Source organism: Streptomyces sp. NPDC097107, from assembly GCF_044762405.1.
In the GTDB taxonomy this organism is placed as follows: domain Bacteria; phylum Actinomycetota; class Actinomycetes; order Streptomycetales; family Streptomycetaceae; genus Streptomyces; species Streptomyces thinghirensis.
The window spans coordinates 258,854-275,247 of sequence record NZ_JBIWEF010000012.1 but is presented as its reverse complement, the minus strand read 5'-3'; the positions used below and the strand labels follow the sequence as shown (position 1 = coordinate 275,247).

Below are 16,394 nucleotides of genomic sequence, written 5' to 3'. Positions count from 1 at the left end.
ACGATCTGGCAGCCGGACGCCGTCAGCTCGGCGATCTGCTGGAGCGTCGCGCCGATGTCCGACGTACGGGTGGTGGTCATGGACTGCACCGACACCGGGGCCCCGCCCCCCACCGGGACCGGCCCGACCTGGATCCGCCGCGACACGCGTCGCTCGGCGATCGGCCGGGCCGGTACCTCGGGGACGCCCAGGGAGATGGCGTTCACGACATCAGTCCCGGTTCGAGGAGACGGTCTCGCGCATCGCACGCAGGGACTCCTTGAGGGAGCCCATGGTGGCCAGGACGGCGGTGGGCTCGTAGCCGCAGTGAGCCATGCAGTTGGCGCAGCGCGGGTCCTTGCCGCGGCCGTACTTGTCCCAGTCGGTGTCCTCGATCAGTTCCCGGTACGTCGGGACGTACCCGTCGCTCATCAGGTAGCAGGGGCGCTGCCAGCCGAAGAGGGAGTAGTTCGGGATCGCCCACGCGGTGCACGGGAAGTCGACCTTGCCCTCCAGGAAGTCGAGGAACAGCGGGGAGTGGTTGAGCCGCCAGCGGGCCCGGTTGCCGCCCGAGAAGGCCTTCTTGAAGAGCTCGCGGGTCTGCTCCACGCCCAGGAAGTGCTCCTGGTCGGGCGCCTTCTCGTAGGCGTAGGCGGGCGAGATCATCATCTCGTCGACCTTGAGGTCGTCGTTGAGGTAGTTGAGGACCTCGACGATGGTCTGCGGGGTGTCGGTGTTGAAGAAGGTCGAGTTGGTGGTCACCCGGAAGCCGCGCCGCTTGGCCTCCTTCATGGCCTCCACGGCCTCGTCGAACACCCCCTCCTTCGCCACGGACTCGTCGTGCCGCTCCCGCAGCCCGTCGATGTGCACCGCGAAGGCGAAGTACGGCGAGGGCTTGAACTTGTCCATCTTCTTGCGCATGAGCAGCGCGTTGGTGCACAGGAAGACGTACTTCCGCCTGGCCACCAACTGCCGGACGATCTCGTCGATCTGAGGGTGCATCAGGGGCTCGCCGCCGGCGATGGAGACCATCGGCGCCCCCGATTCGAGCACCGCACCCACGGCCTGCGCGACCGGCATGCGCTGCTTGAGCACGCCGGCCGGGTGCTGGATCTTGCCGCATCCCTCGCACGCCAGGTTGCAGGCGAAGAGCGGCTCCAACTCCACGATGAGCGGGAACTTGTCCCGTCGGCGAATCTTCTGTTCGGCCAGGTATGTAGCGACCTTGATGGACTGGCGCAGCGGCATGGCCATCTGGGCTCACCTCCGGGGGAGCAGCAACGAACGGTGCCATTCGAAGAATGCGGGAAGAACGGATCGAAGGACGCGGAAAGCCGATATTCCACCGCGCACCGTGCCGATCCGGACGAGTTCGTGTTCTGGAGCGTCCACGACCACCCGGACGGCCGCAACCGGGCGCACGCCCGTCCGGACGGCGCTCAGGAGCGTGGCCGCGGACTCCATGTCGACGGCGATCGCTCCGGTCGCGAGCAGGTCGGCGCGTTCGGGACCCCGGACGACGTGGTCCGAGCCGGTCAGCGGACCGGTGTGGACGGTGCGCCCGGGCACGGCGCGCGCCAGTTCCTTGACCAGCCGGTCCGTCCCGACGCCGGCGACGGTACCGCGCGGGTCCCGGGTCTCCTCGGCGACGACCAGGTCGCCGGGGTGCATACCGGGGGCGAGGCCCGCGCAGAAGCCGGTGGCCAGCACTGCGGCGCCGTCCAGCGCCGGTTCGGCCAGGACCCGGGCGACCGAGCGCTCGGCCGCCTTCGGACCCATGCCCGTACGCAGGACGGTGACCGGCCCGCCGGCGCCGCCGCGGTCGCCGGTGCGCAGGGCGAGGTGCTCGATGCCGAGCGCGCAGGCGATCAGCAGCGGGGACGGGCCGGGCTGTCGGTTCATCAGCTGCCCCTCACCTCGGCCGCGGACGTCTCGGTCGGGGGCTGCCCGGCGGGGGCGGTGACCACCGCCGCGTGCGGTTTCCCGGCGAAGGGTTCGCCGTGCACGTACCTGCCCAGCGCGGTGAGCGGAAAGACCAGCCGGTAGAGGTGGTAGTTGATGGAGAAGTCCCAGGGGAAGCCGGTCCCGGTGAAGTAGGGCTCGTCCCAGGAACCGTCCTCCCGCTGGGTGGCGGCCAGCCACTCGATACCGCGTTCGACGGCCTTGGACTCCCGCTCCCCCGCGGCGAGCAGGGCCATCAGCGCCCAGGCCGTCTGCGAGGCGGTCGAGGCGCCCCGGCCGCTCCACTCCCTGACGTACCGGTAGGAGCGCAGGTCCTCGCCCCAGCCGCCGTCGTCGTTCTGGACGGACTCCAGCCAGGTCACCGCGCGGCGGATGGCCGGGTGCGAGACGGGGAGTCCGGCGGCGGTCAGGGCGGGAACGACGGAGCCGGTGCCGTAGACGTAGTTGACGCCCCAGCGGCCGAACCACGAACCGTCCGCCTCCTGTTCGTCCAGCAGCCACTGGATACCGCGCCGGGTGCGCGGGTCGTGGGCGAGGCCCTCGACGGCGAGCATCTCGACGACGTGCGCGGTGACGTCCGCGGACGGCGGGTCGATGACCTCGCCGAAGTCGCAGAACGGCAGCCGGTTGGGGAAGGAGCTGGTGTTGTCGACGTCGAACGCGCCCCAGGCGCCGTTCTTCGACTGCATGCCGAGGTTCCAGCGCACGCCGCGGCCGATCGCCTTCTCCACCCGCTCCGGGTCGTGGTGGCTGACCCGGCGCAGGGCGAGGACCACCTCGGCGGTGTCGTCGATGTCGGGGTAGTTGTCGTTGTGGAACTCGAACGCCCAGCCGCCGGGCGGGAGTCCGGGCCGCTTCACCGACCAGTCGCCGGGGCGCACGATCTGCTCGCCGAGCATCCAGTCCGCGGCCTTCACCAGCTGCGGGTGGTCGGCGGGCACGCCCGCGTCGGCCAGCGCGATGGTGGCCAGGCAGGTGTCCCACACCGGGGACTGGCAGGCCTCGATCATCCGGGCCCCGTCCTCGCGCCACACGGCGAAGCGGTCCAGCGACTCCAGGCCCGCGCGGATCACGGGGTGTTCGAGGTCGTAGCCGAGGAGATAGAGCGCGATGACCGAGTACACGGCCGGTGGCTGGATGCCGCCCCAGCAGCCGTCGTTCTCCTGACGCTCGATGATCCAGCGGCCGGCGGTGTTCATCGCGGCCCGGCGCAGCCGGCGCGGGGCGACCTTGCGGTAGGCGTGCAGTGCCTTGTCGAGGCGCTGGAAGAAGCCGTCCCAGCTCGCCGCCGGTGCCGGGGGGCGCGGAGGGTTGGGGAGGGCCGGGTCGGTGTGCAGCTCGTCGAGCGGGAAGGGCGCGGGACGTACCGGCCGCTTCGCGGAGACGATGGTGAGGGGCACGATGGTCTGCCGGGCCCAGCAGCCGAAGTCGTAGATGTTGAGCGGCACCCAGGTGGGGAAGTAGATGAGTTCCGGCGGGAGTTCGGGCAGGTCGTCCCACTTCCACCAGCCGAACAGGGCCAGCCAGATCCGGGTGAAGACGCGGGCGGAGGCGATGCCGCCCCGGGTGCGGACCCAGTCCGACGCTCTGGCCATGTGCGGCGCGTCGGGCGAGTCGCCGGCCAGGCGGAGGGCGACGTAGGCCTCGATGGTGGCGGACAGGTCGCCGGGGCCGCCGTAGAAGGTGGCCCAGGTGCCGTCCTCGCGCTGCTCGCCGCGGATGAAGAGGGCGGCGGCGTGTGCGGTCCCCTCGTCCAGGATGCCCAGGAACTGGCGCAGGAGCAGGTCCTCGGCGTCCATCGTGACGTTCGTCTCGAGGTCGCCCTTCCACCAGCCCTGGGCGTCCTGCCGGGAGAGCAGGAAGTCCGTGGCGCGCCGGGTGGCGCGTGCGGCGGCTTCTGGTACCCCGGCCGCCGTCGCGGGGATCGTGATGTCGGTTTCGCTGGCCGCGGCTGCGAGGGGCTTCAGGGTGGCCCCGGTGCTTCCGTCGGTCGTCGCTGTCATGGCTTCCCCTTCGTGCAGTAACAAATGGTGCTTCTGCTGTGGGTCCGCCGTCGGCCGGTGCTCGTCTACCCGCGACACCGGCCGGCGACTACGCGAGGGCTATTCGACCGATAGTGATCATCTCTTTCGTACGACGACGAAGTCCGCGAGCGCCGTGAACCGGTCCCGCACCCGGTCGGGCATGTCGACGGAGTCGAGGGCTTCGATGGCGATGGTGTGCTGACGGCGTGCCTCGTCGGCGGTCCATTCCCGGCCGCCCGCTTCCTCGATCAGGGCGGCGCGGGCCGCGAACTCCTCCTCGGAGAAGTTCGCGAAGTCGCTGGCCTTGGCGTCGGCGGCGAGGATCTCGCCGAGCCGCTCGGAGGCGTGGCCGCCCGCCGCGAGGGCGGCCACGACGGGCAGGGACTTCTTGCGCTGGCGCAGGTCGCTCCAGGTCTGCTTGCCGGTGGCGTCCGGGTCGCCCCAGATGCCGAGGAGGTCGTCGACGGCCTGGAAGGCGAGGCCCAGGTGGTAGCCGTACTTCTCCAGCGTGTCGGCGGTGTGCTCGTCGGCGCCGCCGAGTACCGCTCCGATGGAGCTGGCGGAGGCGAGCAGGGCGCCGGTCTTGTTGCCCTCCATCTCCAGGCACTCCTCGACGCTGACGCGGTCGCGGTGCTCGTAGGAGATGTCCTGCGCCTGACCGTCGATCAGGGCGCGGGTGGCGCTGGTGAGACGGCGGGTGGCGCGGCCGGCCTCGACGGTGCCCAGTTCCAGGAGCACCTCGTTGGCCAGGGCGAACAGCGCGTCGCCGACGAGGATGGCCTGGGCGGGGCCGTGCACCTTCCAGACCGTGTCCCGGTGGCGGCGCTGCTCGTCGCCGTCCATCAGGTCGTCGTGCAGGAGGGAGAAGTTGTGCACCAGCTCCACGGCCACCGCTCCGGGCACACCGACCTCGGGCGCGGCACCGGTGACCTCGGCGGAGAGCACCGCGAGCGCGGGGCGGACGGCCTTGCCGCCGTCGCCGTCCGCGGGCTTGCCCTGGGCGTCGATCCAGCCGAAGTGGTAGGCGGCGACGGTGTCCATGGGCGGTGCCAGGCGGTCGACGGCCGCCCGCAGAACCGGCGTCGACAGGGTCCGGCCGCGCTCCAGGAGCGCGGTCACGTCCACCGTGGTCCTCGGAGCGGCTTTCGGGGCCGGGGGCACAGTGGGCACAGTCTTTCCTCCAGTTGCGGTACCGGGAGTGCGGGAGTCGGTCCCACGCGGATCTGCTTTCACGCCGCCTCCTCGAAGAAATCGGGAAGGAGGCCGCGGGACCGGCCCAGGGCGCCGAGCGCGGCGCCCGCCGCCCCGACACCGCTGCGAACCGCACTCTCCATGGTCGCGGGCCACCCTGTGGCGGTCCACGCTCCGGCCAGGTAGAGGCCGGGTGCCTTGGTACGGGCGCCGGGCCGGAGCCGTCCGACGCCGGGGGCGGGAGCGAAGGTCGCGGTGCGCTCCCTGGTCACGAAGAAGTCCTTGACCTCGGCACCCCGGGTGCGGGGCAGCAGCCGCTCCAGCTCGGGCAGGTAGCGCTCGCGCAACGCGGCCACGGGCTCGTCGATCTCGTTCTGCGCGGTCGACTGAGACAGCGCCAGGTACTGACCCTCCTTCAGCCCGGAGGCCTCGGTACGGTCGAACACCCACTGGACCGGGGTGCCCAGAGCCGTGAGGAACGGAGTGGCGAGCACCTTGCGGTCGTAGATCACGTGGATGTTGAGGATCGGCGCGGTGCCGATCTCCAGAAGATTTCCGGGGGCGTCGAGGGCACCGGCGGGCAGCAGGTCGTGCGCCTCGTGCTGCGGGACGGCGAGGACGACCGCGTCCGCCTCGAGCGTCTCGTCGGGAACCTGAACGCTCCAGCCGCCGTTCTCGTTCATACAGACGGAGGTGACGCGTGTACGGACCTCGGTACGGACACCCGCGGAGTCGAGCGCCTTGCGGGCCAGCCGGTCGTGCAGTTCGCCCAGCGGGACGCGGGCCCAGCCGATGTCGGCCGCGCCCGGGTCGGACAGCAGACCGGTCTTGAACACCATCGCGGCGAGCCCCAGGGAGGCGTCACCCGCGACCGCGTTGAGGGTGGCGACACCGACCAGGTCCCACAGGGCCTCGACGGCACGCGCCGACTGACCGTGCCTGGTCAGCCAGCTGCCGAAGTCCTGCGTGTCCAGGGCGGGGTCGGCGAGGTCGAGCCCTTTGAGCGCGAGCGCGGCACGCCCGACACTCGCGCGCTCGGCGAGCGAGAGATGCGGATAGGTGGCGAGGCTCCGCCCCAGGTGCAGGGGCACGGGCAGCGCGTCGCGCCGCAGTCTGCCGAGCCGCCGTCCCTCCGGCCTGGCCAGGTCGAGGACGGGCACGTCGAGACGGTCCTGCACGGGAGCGAGCGCCGTCCCCCCGATACGGTCGAGGAACCAGCGGTAGGCGGTGCAGCAGCGCAGGTACACGTGCTGGCCGTTGTCGACGGTGAGGTCGCCACGCTGGAAGGAGAAGGCGAGCCCGCCCAGGCGCGGCCGCCCTTCGAGCAGGGTGACGCGCACTCCGGCGTCGGCGAGCGCGAGCGCGGCGGTGACTCCGGCGAGCCCGCCACCGACCACGACGGCATGTCCGCCGGGGCGGAGGGCTGAGACATCCGCGAGCTGCCCGCCGTCACGCGTGCCGTTGCCGTGCGTCATGGTGCGCCCTTCCCTGTCCGGTCGCCGCGGTGCTTGAACGGCGTACGGCAGACCGTCTCAGTCAGGGACGCCGACCGCCACCGGAGGGTTGCCCGCCGTTCTTCTCCGGAGGTATCGCCCGGGCCCGGCGTGTCGAGTGTGCCGGATGTGTCCATCAGGCGCGCCTCCTTATGGCCCGCCGGGTGACGTGCCGGGCGTCGAGACCGGACAGGCCCCGCACGGCGACGTATGCCTTCTCCCGGCCGGGGAGCGATACCCGGCCGCGCAGCACGGCCTCCGGATCGCGCTCGATGCGGTCCAGGAGGCGGCGGTAGATGCCGGCCATGGCGGCCACGCAGGCGCCGCTGCGCCGGTCGAGCATGGGCAGCAGCCGGTATCCCTCGGCGAAGAGGGCGCGGGTCCGGCGCACTTCGAAGTGCACGAGGCCCGCGAAATCGGAGCCCTCGGGTGGTGTCGGCCCGCTGAATCCGGCCGAACAGCCGAACTTGGCCAGATCGTCGGCGGGCAGGTAGGTCCGCCCGTCCTCGGCGTCCTCACGGACGTCCCGCAGGATGTTGGTGAGCTGAAGCGCGAGCCCGAGCGTGTCGGCGTACTCGGGCGCGCGCTCGGCGCCGCGCGCCCCTGGTTCCGTACCGAACACGCCGAGTGAGAGGCGTCCGATGGCGCCCGCCACGCGGCGGCAGTAGACCTTCAGGTCGTCCCAGGTCTCGTAGGTCTCGCCCCGCAGGTCCATCTGGACGCCGTCGATCAGTTCGTCGAGGCCGCCGAGCGGGATCGGGAAGGCACGCGCGGCGTGGGCGAGGGCGACGGCGACCGGGTCGGTGTCGTCCTCGTCGACGGCGCCCTCGTGGATGCGGGCGAGTACGGCCCGGGTCTCCTCGAGCCTGGCGACCTTGACGTCGTCCGCCAGCACCCCGTCGCCGATGTCGTCGACGCGGCGCGAGAACGCGTACAGCGCCGACATCGCCCGGCGCTTGGGCGTCGGCAGCAGCCGGATGCCGTAGGCGAAGTTGCGGGCCTGCTGTCCGGTGACGGCCTCGCAGTAGCTGTAGGCGGCGAGCACCGGCGCCGACGCGTGCGCTGACGACTCCACGGTCCCGATCACCCCTCTCCTCGCAGGGTCACGCCCACCTCGCGCAGCAACTGGACCTTGCCGGGCTTGGGTGGGCCGGGAAGTACGTCGTGATCGACGGCGGCGATCGCCCGGAGGGCCGCCCTTCCTCCCGCCACGAACCCCGCGAGCAGCAGGCGCAGCCTGCCGTGGACGCTGCTCACCAGGGGGGCGCCCTCATTCAGCAGATCGCGGGCGCGTCCGGCCTCGTACGCGACCAGGGCGCGTACCGACGCGCCGGCGGTGGGCGCGGCGAGGTCCGTCTCCTGGACGTGGAAGCGCTTCATGTCCTCGGCGGGGAGGTAGACACGGTCGCGGCGCAGGTCCTCGGCGACGTCCTGAAGGTGCTCGACGATCTGCAGGGCGGTGCAGATCGCGTCGGAGCGGCGGACCCGCTCGGGCGTCGAGGTACCGGTGACGGCGAGGACGAGCCGGCCGACCGGGTTGGCGGACAGCTCGCAGTAGGCGAGGAGGTCGTCGTAGGTCTCGTACCGCCCGACCAGCTGGTCCTGGCGGTTGGCGGCGATCAGGCCGAGGAAGGGACCGGGGGTCAGCGAGCGGCGGCGCACGGTCGGCTGGAGGCGGCGCAGCAAGGGGTGGCGGGGGGAGCCGTCGAAGACCCTGCGCAGGTCGTCCTCGAAGGCGTCCAGCATCAGCAGCCGGTCCTCGGCGCGGCCGGCGGGGACGCCGAGGAGGCGGGCGTCGGCGCCGCCGGGGGCCAGGTCGCCGTCACCGATGTCGTCGACGAGGCGGGCGAAGCCGTACACGGCCATGAGGTCGGTGCGCCAGTCGCGCGGCAGGAAGAAGGGGGCCACGGGGAAGTTCTCGTCCGCGGCCTTGGCGAGGGTGCCGCGCTCCGGGTCGACGCCGTGCGCCGTTTCGCGCACCGTCATCGCGGACTGCCCTGGGCGGCGACGGCGCACGCTTCGGGGAGGTGGGGAGTTTCCGTAGCCATTGCCGTCACATCTCCCGTTCTACACTGCCGACCCAACGCACACTATTTCGGACACGCCGCCCGACCGCCCGCGCGGCAGGCCCGCTCGAGGGTGTCGGGCATTATCGCTACATGTGCCGCGTTTCGGGACCGGTACAGCTTACGTTGTACAACTCACGGAGGTTCGCCGGGGTCATTGGCGCATCACAAGAACACACCGATCGGCTTCAAGGTTCCTGCGAACGCCAGGAGTTGACGCTTCCTTTGCAGACGCGGGGCCACGCCGGAACAGTTCCCGCGCGACCCCGGCGTGTCGGGCTACTTGCCCGTGAACTTCTCGTACTCCTTGAGCACCTCTTCGGTCGGGCCGTCCATGCGCAGCTCGCCGCGTTCCAGCCAGAGCACGCGGTTGCAGGTGTCGCGGATGGACTTGTTGTTGTGGCTGACCAGGAAGACGGTGCCGGCCTCCTTCTTCAGCTCCCGGATGCGCTCCTCGGAGCGCGTCTGGAACTTGCGGTCGCCGGTGGCCAGGGCCTCGTCGATCATGAGGACGTCGTGGTCCTTGGCGGCGGCGATGGAGAACCGCAGGCGGGCGGCCATGCCGGAGGAGTAGGTGCGCATCGGCAGGGTGATGAAGTCGCCCTTCTCGTTGATCCCGGAGAAGTCGACGATGTCCTGGTAGCGCTCCTTGATCTGCTCGCGGGACATGCCCATGGCCAGTCCGCCGAGGATCACGTTCCGCTCGCCGGTCAGGTCGTTCATCAGGGCCGCGTTCACGCCGAGGAGGGAGGGCTGGCCGTCGGTGTAGACCTTGCCCCGCTCGGCGGGCAGCAGGCCGGCGATGGCCCGCAGCAGGGTCGACTTGCCGGAACCGTTGGAACCGATCAGGCCGATGGCCTCGCCCCGGTAGGCGGTGAAGGAGACACCCCGCACGGCGTGCACCTTGCGCACACCCCGCGCCGCGTCGTCGGAGCCTCGCCTGATCATGCGGCTCAGGGCGGCGGTCGCGCTGCCCTTGCCGGTCTTGGCGCCGTTGACGCGGTAGACGATGTGCAGTTCGTCCGCGATGACCGTCGGCACCCGCTCGCCCTGCTGCTGCTCAGCCACGGCCGTACCTCTCCTCCGCCTTCCAGAAGTACACGAAACCGCCCACGGCGAGGACCACGGCCCAGCCGAGCGCGACCGCCCACACGTGCGGCGGCAGGTGCTCGGAGCCGTAGCCGTCGATCAGCGCGAAGCGGATCAGGTCCATGTAGACGGCGGCCGGGTTCCACTGGAGGACGTCGGCCAGCCAGGCCGGCTGGTCCTCCAGCATGATCGGGATGGAGAACATGACGCCCGACGCGTACATCCAGGTCCGCATGATGAACGGCATCAGCTGGGCCAGGTCCGGCGTCTTGGCGCCCATCCGGGCCACGATCAGCGCCAGCCCCATGTTGAAGAGGAACTGCAGGACGAGCGCCGGGAGGGCCAGCAGCCAGGACAGCGAGGGGTAGCTGCCGAAGCCGATCACCACGGCGAACATCACGATCATCGAGGCCAGCAGTTGCTGGAGCTGCTGGAGCGCGAACGAGATCGGGAGCGAGGCGCGCGGGAAGTGCAGCGCCCGCACCAGGCCGAGGTTGCCGGAGATCGCGCGTACGCCCGCCATCGCCGAGGACTGGGTGAAGGTGAAGACGAACACACCCGTCACCAGGAACGGGATGTACACGTCCTTCTCCATGCCGCGGCCCGCGTTGAGGATCAGGCCGAAGATCATGAAGTAGACGAGCGCGTTCAGCAGCGGGGTGGCCACCTGCCACAGCTGGCCGAGTTTGGCCTGGCTGTACTGGGCGGTCAGCTTCGCCTGGGAGAAGGCGAGGATGAAGTGGCGCCGGCTCCAGAGCTGACGGACGTACTCCGCGAGGGACGGCCGGGCACCGCTCACGGACAGCCCGTACTTGGCGGCGAGCCGGGCCGGTGTGAGGCCCTCGTCGGGCGACACGGGCTTGGTCATGGCGACCGTGCCGTCGTGCGTTGTCTCACTCACTGGTGGAAACTTTCGTCTTCGGAATGCTCGGCCGCGCGGGCCTGGCATGGACCTGTTGGCCCCGGACGGACCGGGACGCTCTCGGATACGAGCTTGTCAGATCACGGGAGGCCGGCCCAGCCGGGTCAGCCGCCACACCGTACGCCACCTCATGGGCCGGCGCGGACCGCAGGGGGTGGCCCAGCCCTCGCGGAAGCCGCCGAACCAGGCCTTCAGGGCAGGTCGCGAGGGGCGGCGCAACAGTGTGAGCAGCATCCACACCCCGAGGTAGACCGGGACGAGGAGCGCGGGGAGGTTGCGGCGGGCGAGCCAGACGCGGTTGCGGGCGACCATGCGGTGGTAGACCGCGTGCCGCGAGGGCGCGGTCGTGGGGTGGTTGAGCACCATGTCGGACCGGTAGTCGATCATCCAGCCCGCGTCCAGCGCCCGCCAGGCCAGGTCGGTCTCCTCGTGGGCGTAGAAGAACGCGTCCGGCAAGCCGCCGACCTGGGTGAGGACGCGGGTGCGGACGGCGTTGGCGCCGCCGAGGAAGGTGGTGACCCGGGAGGAGCGCATCGGGTCGGAGGCGCGCAGCCGCGGGACGTGCCGGCGCTGGGTCTCGCCGGTCTCCGGGTCGGCGATGCGGAAGCTGATGATGCCCAGCTCGTCGTCGGCCGCGAAGGCCTCGCGGCACAGCTCGGCGGTGTCCGTGCGGGCGAGCAGGCCGTCGTCGTCGAGGAAGAGCAGGATGTCGACGTCGCTGCCGCCCGGGCCGAAGGCCTCGATGCCGACGTTGCGGCCGCCGGGGATGCCCAGGTTCTCGGGCAGCTCGACGGTGCGCACGCCGTCCGGCACCTCCGGGACGGGCGAGCCGTTGCCGACCACGACCACCTCGACCGGGTCGCCGTCCTGCTTGGCCACCGAGTCGAGCAGGGCGCGCAGTTCCTCCGGGCGGTTGCCCATCGTGATGACGACGGCGCCGACCTTCACGGACCCGCTCACTTGAGCCTGCTGGAGGCGAGGATGGACACCAGGTGCAGCAGGGTCTGCAGCAGCGCGATGCCGGCGAGTACGGCGGTGCCGAGGCGGGTGAAGAACAGGTCGCCGCGGCTCGCGTCGACGATCGCGAGGACGAGGATCAGCAGGGACGCCTCGATACCGAGGATCAGCCGGTGGAACTTGAGCGCCCCGGCGGCGCGGCGGGCCAGCGCCATGCCGGAGGAGCGCGGCTCGGACGCGGACTCCTGGACCGGCTCCTTCCCGGTCTGGTGCCGGGCGACGCCCACCAGGTCGGTCTCTGCCTTGATCAGGATGGCGCCGAGCGCGGCCAGGGTGCCGAGGAAGGCCCACAGCCAGTCGATGCGTCCGGTGCCCCAGATGTCGGCGGCGCGCAGGCCGAGGCCGACCAGGACGGCGGCGTCGGTCAGGTAGGCGCCGACCCGGTCCAGGTAGACGCCGCCGAGCGAGTACTGCTTCTTCCAGCGCGCGACCTCGCCGTCGACGCAGTCCAGCAGCAGGTAGAGCTGGACCGCCACGACGCCGAGCACGGCGCCCGTGATGCCCGGCACCAGCAGGGCCGGGGCCGCGAGCACGCCGCAGACGGTCATCAGGTACGTGAGCTGGTTGGGCGTGATCCTGGTGTTCACCAGGTAGCGGTCGATCCGCAGCGAGACCTCGCGCATGTAGAGGCGTCCCGCCCAGTGCTCACCGCTGCGCCGGTCCTTCACCCCCGCGGGGTGGACGACCGGACGTAGTTCAGCTACCGATGGCCTTGACATAGTCGGCGTACAGGTCCTTGATCTGGTCGGTTTTGAGGTCGAGGTGCTCGAGGATCGTGTAGCGGCCGGGCCGCGTCTGCGGGGCGTACTCCACCGCCCGGAAGAACTCCTCCGGGGTGAACCCGATCTCCTCCGGCAGCACCGGCAGTCCGTGCCGGCGCAGTACCCCGGCCATCTGGGCGGACTCCTCGTGGGCCCCGCGCAGATACATCGCGAAGGCCGCACCCAGACCGCACTGCTCGCCGTGGGAGGCCGCGCGGGTGGGGAAGAGCAGGTCGAAGGCGTGGTTGATCTCGTGACAGGCGCCGGAGGCGGGCCGCGAGTCACCGGAGACCGACATGGCGATGCCGGTCAGGACCAGGCCCTCGGCGAGCACTTGGAGGAAGTCGTTGTCACCGACGCCGCCCGGGTGCCGGAGCACGGCCTCGCCCGCCTGGCGGGCCATCGCGGCGGCCAGGCCGTCGATCCGCTCGCCCTTGACCCGGTTGGCCAGCTCCCAGTCCGCGATCGCGGAGATGTTGGAGACGGCGTCGCCGATGCCGGCGCGCACGAACCGCACCGGGGCGTCGCGGATGACGTCCAGGTCGATGACGACGGCGATGGGGTTCGGGACACCGTAGGAGCCGCGGCCCGCGTCGTTGTCGAGGGTGGCGACCGGCGAGCAGAGCCCGTCGTGGGCGAGGTTCGTGGGCACGGCGACCAGCGGGAGGCCGATGCGCGCCGCGGCGAACTTCGCGCAGTCGATGATCTTGCCGCCGCCGAGGCCGACGACCGCGTCGTAGTGGCCGCCCTTCATGGCACCGGCCAGTTTGACCGCGTCGTCCAGGGTGCCGCCGCCGACCTCGAACCAGTCGGCGCCGGGCAGCGACGGGGCGACACGCTCGCGCAGCCGGGCACCCGAGCCGCCGCTGACGGCGACGGCGAGCTTGCCCGAGTGGGAGATGCGCTCGTCGGCGAGCACACATCCCAGGTCGTCGAGGGCACCCGCGCGGATGTCCACGACGACCGGCGACGGGATGAGCCTCGTCAGTACAGGCACGCGATCTCCCTGCCCTTGGCGAGGTCGTCGTGGTTGTCGATCTCGACCCACTTGACGTCGCCGATCGGCGCCACGTCGACCTTGAAGCCGCGGTTGACCAGCTCCTGGTAGCCGTCCTCGTAGTACAGCTGCGGGTCGCGCTCGAAGGTGGTCTTCAGCGCGTCGGCCAGCTCGACGGCCGCCTCGCCCTCGATGAGGGTGACGCCGATGTACTCGCCGGTCGCGTCGGCCGGATCCATGAGCTTGGTGATGCGCTGGACGCCCTTGTCGGGGTCGACGACGACCTTCATCTCCTCCTCGGCGAGGTTCTTCACCGTGTCGAGCGCGAGGATGATCTTCTTGCCGTCGCCGCGGGCGGCGAGCAGGGTCTTCTCGACGGAGACCGGGTGCACGGTGTCGCCGTTGGCGAGGATCACGCCGTCCTTGAGGGCGTCACGGCCGCACCACAGGGAGTAGGCGTTGTTCCACTCCTCGGCCTTGTCGTTGTCGATCAGGGTGAGCTTGACGCCGTACTTCTGCTCCAGCGCCTCCTTGCGGTCGTACACGGCTTCCTTGCGGTAGCCGACGATGATCCCGACCTCGGTCAGGCCGACCTCGGCGAAGTTGGCCAGCGTCAGGTCCAGCACGGTGATGCTGTCCTCCGCCCCCTCCGGGCCGACCGGGACCAGTGCCTTGGGCAGGGTGTCGGTGTAGGGGCGCAGACGGCGTCCGGCGCCGGCCGCCAGCACGAGGCCGATCATGCGGGTTCTCCTTCGTCGTGTACGGCGGGTGCACCGACCTTGTGGGCGGCGACCCAGAAGCGGATGCTCTCCACGAGCACCACGAGAGCCACGGCCACGGCGAGGACCGTGAGCGCGACCTTGAACTGTGCGGCGGTGAGCAGCACGGTCAGCACGGTGATCACCAGCGTGCGGCCCTCGTGCCCCCCGGCCGTCCGCACCAGCCACTGCGGCGGCGCTCCCGCGTCGCCGCGGATGCGGTAGACCGTGTCGTAGTGATGGTAGGCGACCGCGGCCACCAGCCCGAAAGCCGCCGGAAGGGCCCCGTTCACATCGGCTTTCGCCGCCAGTACCAGGACGGTGAGGTACTCGGCCGCACGGAAGAACGGCGGGACCAGCCAGTCGAGGGCGCCCTTGAGGGGGCGGGCGACGGCGAGGGCGGAGGCCAGGACATAGCCGATCGCGGCGACGGCCGGCCAGGGACCCCCGAGGTCGGTGAGCGCGGACGTGGCGACGACGGCGGCGCCGCCGAGGAGTGCGACGGCGGGGGCGGTGAAGCCGGGCAGCCGGCGGGCGGTCCGCGCGAGCCCCTTGGCCGCGGCCTCGGCGAGCGGTCCCGAGTCGGCGAGGTCGGCCAGTGCCTTCGCGGCCCGGTCGGTGCGCGTCGCCTTGCGGGTCAGCGAGCGCAGGACGCGGCCGGCGGTGGTGTACGTCGCGGCGAAGGCGCAGCCGATCAGCAGCGCGTAGAAGGTGATCCGGGGCGTGGTGAGCGCGGTCAGGACAGCGATCATGGCCCAGCGTTCACCGATGGGCAGGACGATCATGCGCCGCACCCAGACCGTCCAGCCGACGCTGTCGAGCTTGTCGGAGAGGGCGGCGGTGGGACTGGTGTTGGCGGCGGCGTCGTGATTGGCCTCGTTGAAGGAGAAGTCGACGACGTGCCGGCAGGTCTGGAGGACCATCGCGCCGAGGGCGAGGGCCCATACGTCGTCGCCGCCGCGGGCGGCTCCGAGGGCGAGGCCCGCGTAGTAGGCGTACTCCTTGGCGCGGTCGAAGGTGGCGTCCAGCCAGGCACCGAGCGTGGAGTACTGCAGGGAGTAGCGGGCGAGCTGTCCGTCGGTGCAGTCGAGGACGAAGGAGGCGATGAGCAGGACGCCGGCGGCGGCGAAACCGCCGCGGGTGCCGGTGGCCGCGCAGCCCGCCGCTATGAGCGCGGTGATGAGCGAGGCGGTGGTGACCTGATTGGGGGTCAGTCCGCGTCGGGCGCACCAGCGGGCGAGGTAGCGGGAGTAGGGGCTGATGAGGAAGGTGGTGACGAAGCCGTCGCGGGCCTTGACCGCGGACTTCAGGCGTACGGCCTCGTCGTCGACGCCGGCGACGGCCTGCCTGGCCTCGTTGCGGGCCTGGGGATCGGCGGGGACGGCGGCGACCAGGCTGCCGAGCTCGGGCCGGTGGACGCCCGCACCGTCGGCGTCGAGGGCGGTGGTGATCCGGTCGGCGAGGCTGTCGACGCCCCCCACGCTCGGCTTCGCCGGCGCGGGGGCGCCCCCGCGGGCGGCGCCGCCGCGGCCGGAGTTCTCGCGGGCCATCGCGCGGGTCAGGGCCTGGCGGGCGTCCGGCTGCGCGGTGACGGCGCCGGGGATCGCGGCGAGCGGGAAGCGGGGGTCGGTGAGGCCGAGGCGCAGGGCGTGCAGGTGGCCGACGAAGCGGGCGTCGACCACGGCGACCCGCTCACCGGCCGGCACCCGGGCCAGCAGCGTCTCGGCGTCGGCGGCGCCGGAGGCGGAACGGACATCGAAGCCCAGGGACCGCAGCTCGCTCTCGATCGACGAACCGGGAACCGGCTGACCGGTGAGGATGGCGGTCGACAACCGAACTCACTTCCTGGGTGCCGACGCCTGGGCGCCGGGCCTGTGCATGGTGGGACGCCCGTGCCTGCGGCACCCGGGCGGCATGTCGGCAGAGGTTATCGGATGGTTGGAACGCCATGTTCACCGCCCGTTTCACGGTCGGTCGACGCCACTTGCACCCGCCTTTGCCGCGATCATCATCGTGGATCCGGGGCCCGCCCCACAAACCGCGCTCCCAGACCGGGCATCGCGGACATCGCACAGTGTCGACGGGCATTCGCGCAGGGTCAGGGCCGCCTCGGCCCGGCCGTCCGCCGGCCTCAC

At 71.4% G+C, this 16,394-nt stretch carries 16 protein-coding genes; all 16 read right to left on the bottom strand.

The annotated features are described in order from the left end of the window. On the bottom strand, positions 1-206 hold a 206-nt coding region (locus ACIQ1J_RS27900; RefSeq protein ID WP_403561037.1), incomplete at its 3' end, for a flavodoxin-dependent (E)-4-hydroxy-3-methylbut-2-enyl-diphosphate synthase. Positions 207-210: 4 nt separating this feature from the next. After that, entirely contained in the window at positions 211-1,233 is a 1,023-nt protein-coding gene (hpnH, locus tag ACIQ1J_RS27895) for an adenosyl-hopene transferase HpnH (protein WP_210960998.1), read from the bottom strand. Positions 1,234-1,239: 6 nt separating this feature from the next. Beyond that, the gene (locus ACIQ1J_RS27890) at positions 1,240-1,881 is read right to left on the bottom strand and encodes a 1-hydroxy-2-methyl-2-butenyl 4-diphosphate reductase (protein ID WP_210960999.1); all 642 of its coding nucleotides are present in this window, start codon (positions 1,879-1,881) and stop codon (positions 1,240-1,242) included. Then, complete coding sequence (gene shc, locus ACIQ1J_RS27885; RefSeq protein WP_403561034.1) at positions 1,881-3,944, bottom strand: squalene--hopene cyclase; 2,064 nt, start codon at positions 3,942-3,944, stop codon at positions 1,881-1,883. The genes ACIQ1J_RS27890 and shc overlap by 1 nt, the downstream gene beginning before the upstream one ends. Before the next feature lie 117 nt (positions 3,945-4,061). Then, positions 4,062-5,126: a polyprenyl synthetase family protein gene (locus tag ACIQ1J_RS27880; protein ID WP_403561062.1), complete on the bottom strand. Its 1,065-nt coding sequence runs from the start codon at positions 5,124-5,126 to the stop codon at positions 4,062-4,064. A gap of 68 nt (positions 5,127-5,194) precedes the next feature. Further along, positions 5,195-6,631: a hydroxysqualene dehydroxylase HpnE gene (gene hpnE / locus ACIQ1J_RS27875; protein WP_403561032.1), complete on the bottom strand. Its 1,437-nt coding sequence runs from the start codon at positions 6,629-6,631 to the stop codon at positions 5,195-5,197. Beyond that, on the bottom strand, positions 6,628-6,786 hold the full coding sequence (locus ACIQ1J_RS27870; protein ID WP_403561030.1) for a DUF6380 family protein: 159 nt from the start codon (positions 6,784-6,786) through the stop codon (positions 6,628-6,630). Before ACIQ1J_RS27870 ends, hpnE begins: the two co-directional genes overlap by 4 nt. Next, on the bottom strand, positions 6,786-7,736 hold the full coding sequence (gene hpnD, locus ACIQ1J_RS27865) for a presqualene diphosphate synthase HpnD (protein WP_403561028.1): 951 nt from the start codon (positions 7,734-7,736) through the stop codon (positions 6,786-6,788). Before hpnD ends, ACIQ1J_RS27870 begins: the two co-directional genes overlap by 1 nt. Next, the gene (hpnC, locus tag ACIQ1J_RS27860) at positions 7,733-8,635 is read right to left on the bottom strand and encodes a squalene synthase HpnC (protein ID WP_403561026.1); all 903 of its coding nucleotides are present in this window, start codon (positions 8,633-8,635) and stop codon (positions 7,733-7,735) included. Before hpnC ends, hpnD begins: the two co-directional genes overlap by 4 nt. A gap of 359 nt (positions 8,636-8,994) precedes the next feature. Continuing rightward, entirely contained in the window at positions 8,995-9,783 is a 789-nt protein-coding gene (locus ACIQ1J_RS27855) for an ABC transporter ATP-binding protein (protein ID WP_210961004.1), read from the bottom strand. Continuing rightward, on the bottom strand, positions 9,776-10,705 hold the full coding sequence (locus tag ACIQ1J_RS27850; RefSeq protein WP_403561024.1) for an ABC transporter permease: 930 nt from the start codon (positions 10,703-10,705) through the stop codon (positions 9,776-9,778). Before ACIQ1J_RS27850 ends, ACIQ1J_RS27855 begins: the two co-directional genes overlap by 8 nt. Positions 10,706-10,801: 96 nt before the next feature. After that, positions 10,802-11,674 carry a glycosyltransferase family 2 protein gene (locus tag ACIQ1J_RS27845; RefSeq protein ID WP_121750216.1) on the bottom strand — a complete coding sequence of 291 codons (873 nt, stop codon included), beginning with the start codon at positions 11,672-11,674 and terminating at the stop codon, positions 10,802-10,804. A gap of 8 nt (positions 11,675-11,682) precedes the next feature. Continuing rightward, the gene (locus ACIQ1J_RS27840; protein WP_310869945.1) at positions 11,683-12,462 is read right to left on the bottom strand and encodes a CDP-alcohol phosphatidyltransferase family protein; all 780 of its coding nucleotides are present in this window, start codon (positions 12,460-12,462) and stop codon (positions 11,683-11,685) included. Then, positions 12,440-13,501, bottom strand: coding sequence for an iron-containing alcohol dehydrogenase family protein (locus tag ACIQ1J_RS27835; protein WP_403561022.1), 1,062 nt, complete (start codon positions 13,499-13,501; stop codon positions 12,440-12,442). The genes ACIQ1J_RS27840 and ACIQ1J_RS27835 overlap by 23 nt, the downstream gene beginning before the upstream one ends. Beyond that, a complete protein-coding gene (locus ACIQ1J_RS27830; RefSeq protein ID WP_210961008.1) occupies positions 13,489-14,241 on the bottom strand; it encodes a sugar phosphate nucleotidyltransferase in 753 nt (250 codons plus the stop codon). The genes ACIQ1J_RS27835 and ACIQ1J_RS27830 overlap by 13 nt, the downstream gene beginning before the upstream one ends. After that, positions 14,238-16,091, bottom strand: a complete 1,854-nt coding sequence (locus ACIQ1J_RS27825) for a DUF5941 domain-containing protein (protein WP_403561020.1) — start codon at positions 16,089-16,091, stop codon at positions 14,238-14,240. The genes ACIQ1J_RS27830 and ACIQ1J_RS27825 overlap by 4 nt, the downstream gene beginning before the upstream one ends. Positions 16,092-16,394: the final 303 nt, after the last annotated feature.

Bases quoted from the DNA above. Each gene is read 5' to 3' on its own strand.
- hpnH (WP_210960998.1), bottom strand. From the start codon at position 1,233: ATGGCCATGCCGCTGCGCCAGTCCATCAAGGTCGCTACATACCTGGCC.
- ACIQ1J_RS27890 (WP_210960999.1), bottom strand. From the start codon at position 1,881: ATGAACCGACAGCCCGGCCCGTCCCCGCTGCTGATCGCCTGCGCGCTC.
- shc (WP_403561034.1), bottom strand. From the start codon at position 3,944: ATGACAGCGACGACCGACGGAAGCACCGGGGCCACCCTGAAGCCCCTC.
- hpnE (WP_403561032.1), bottom strand. From the start codon at position 6,631: ATGACGCACGGCAACGGCACGCGTGACGGCGGGCAGCTCGCGGATGTC.
- ACIQ1J_RS27870 (WP_403561030.1), bottom strand. From the start codon at position 6,786: ATGGACACATCCGGCACACTCGACACGCCGGGCCCGGGCGATACCTCC.
- hpnC (WP_403561026.1), bottom strand. From the start codon at position 8,635: ATGACGGTGCGCGAAACGGCGCACGGCGTCGACCCGGAGCGCGGCACC.
- ACIQ1J_RS27840 (WP_310869945.1), bottom strand. From the start codon at position 12,462: ATGTCAAGGCCATCGGTAGCTGAACTACGTCCGGTCGTCCACCCCGCG.
- ACIQ1J_RS27830 (WP_210961008.1), bottom strand. From the start codon at position 14,241: ATGATCGGCCTCGTGCTGGCGGCCGGCGCCGGACGCCGTCTGCGCCCC.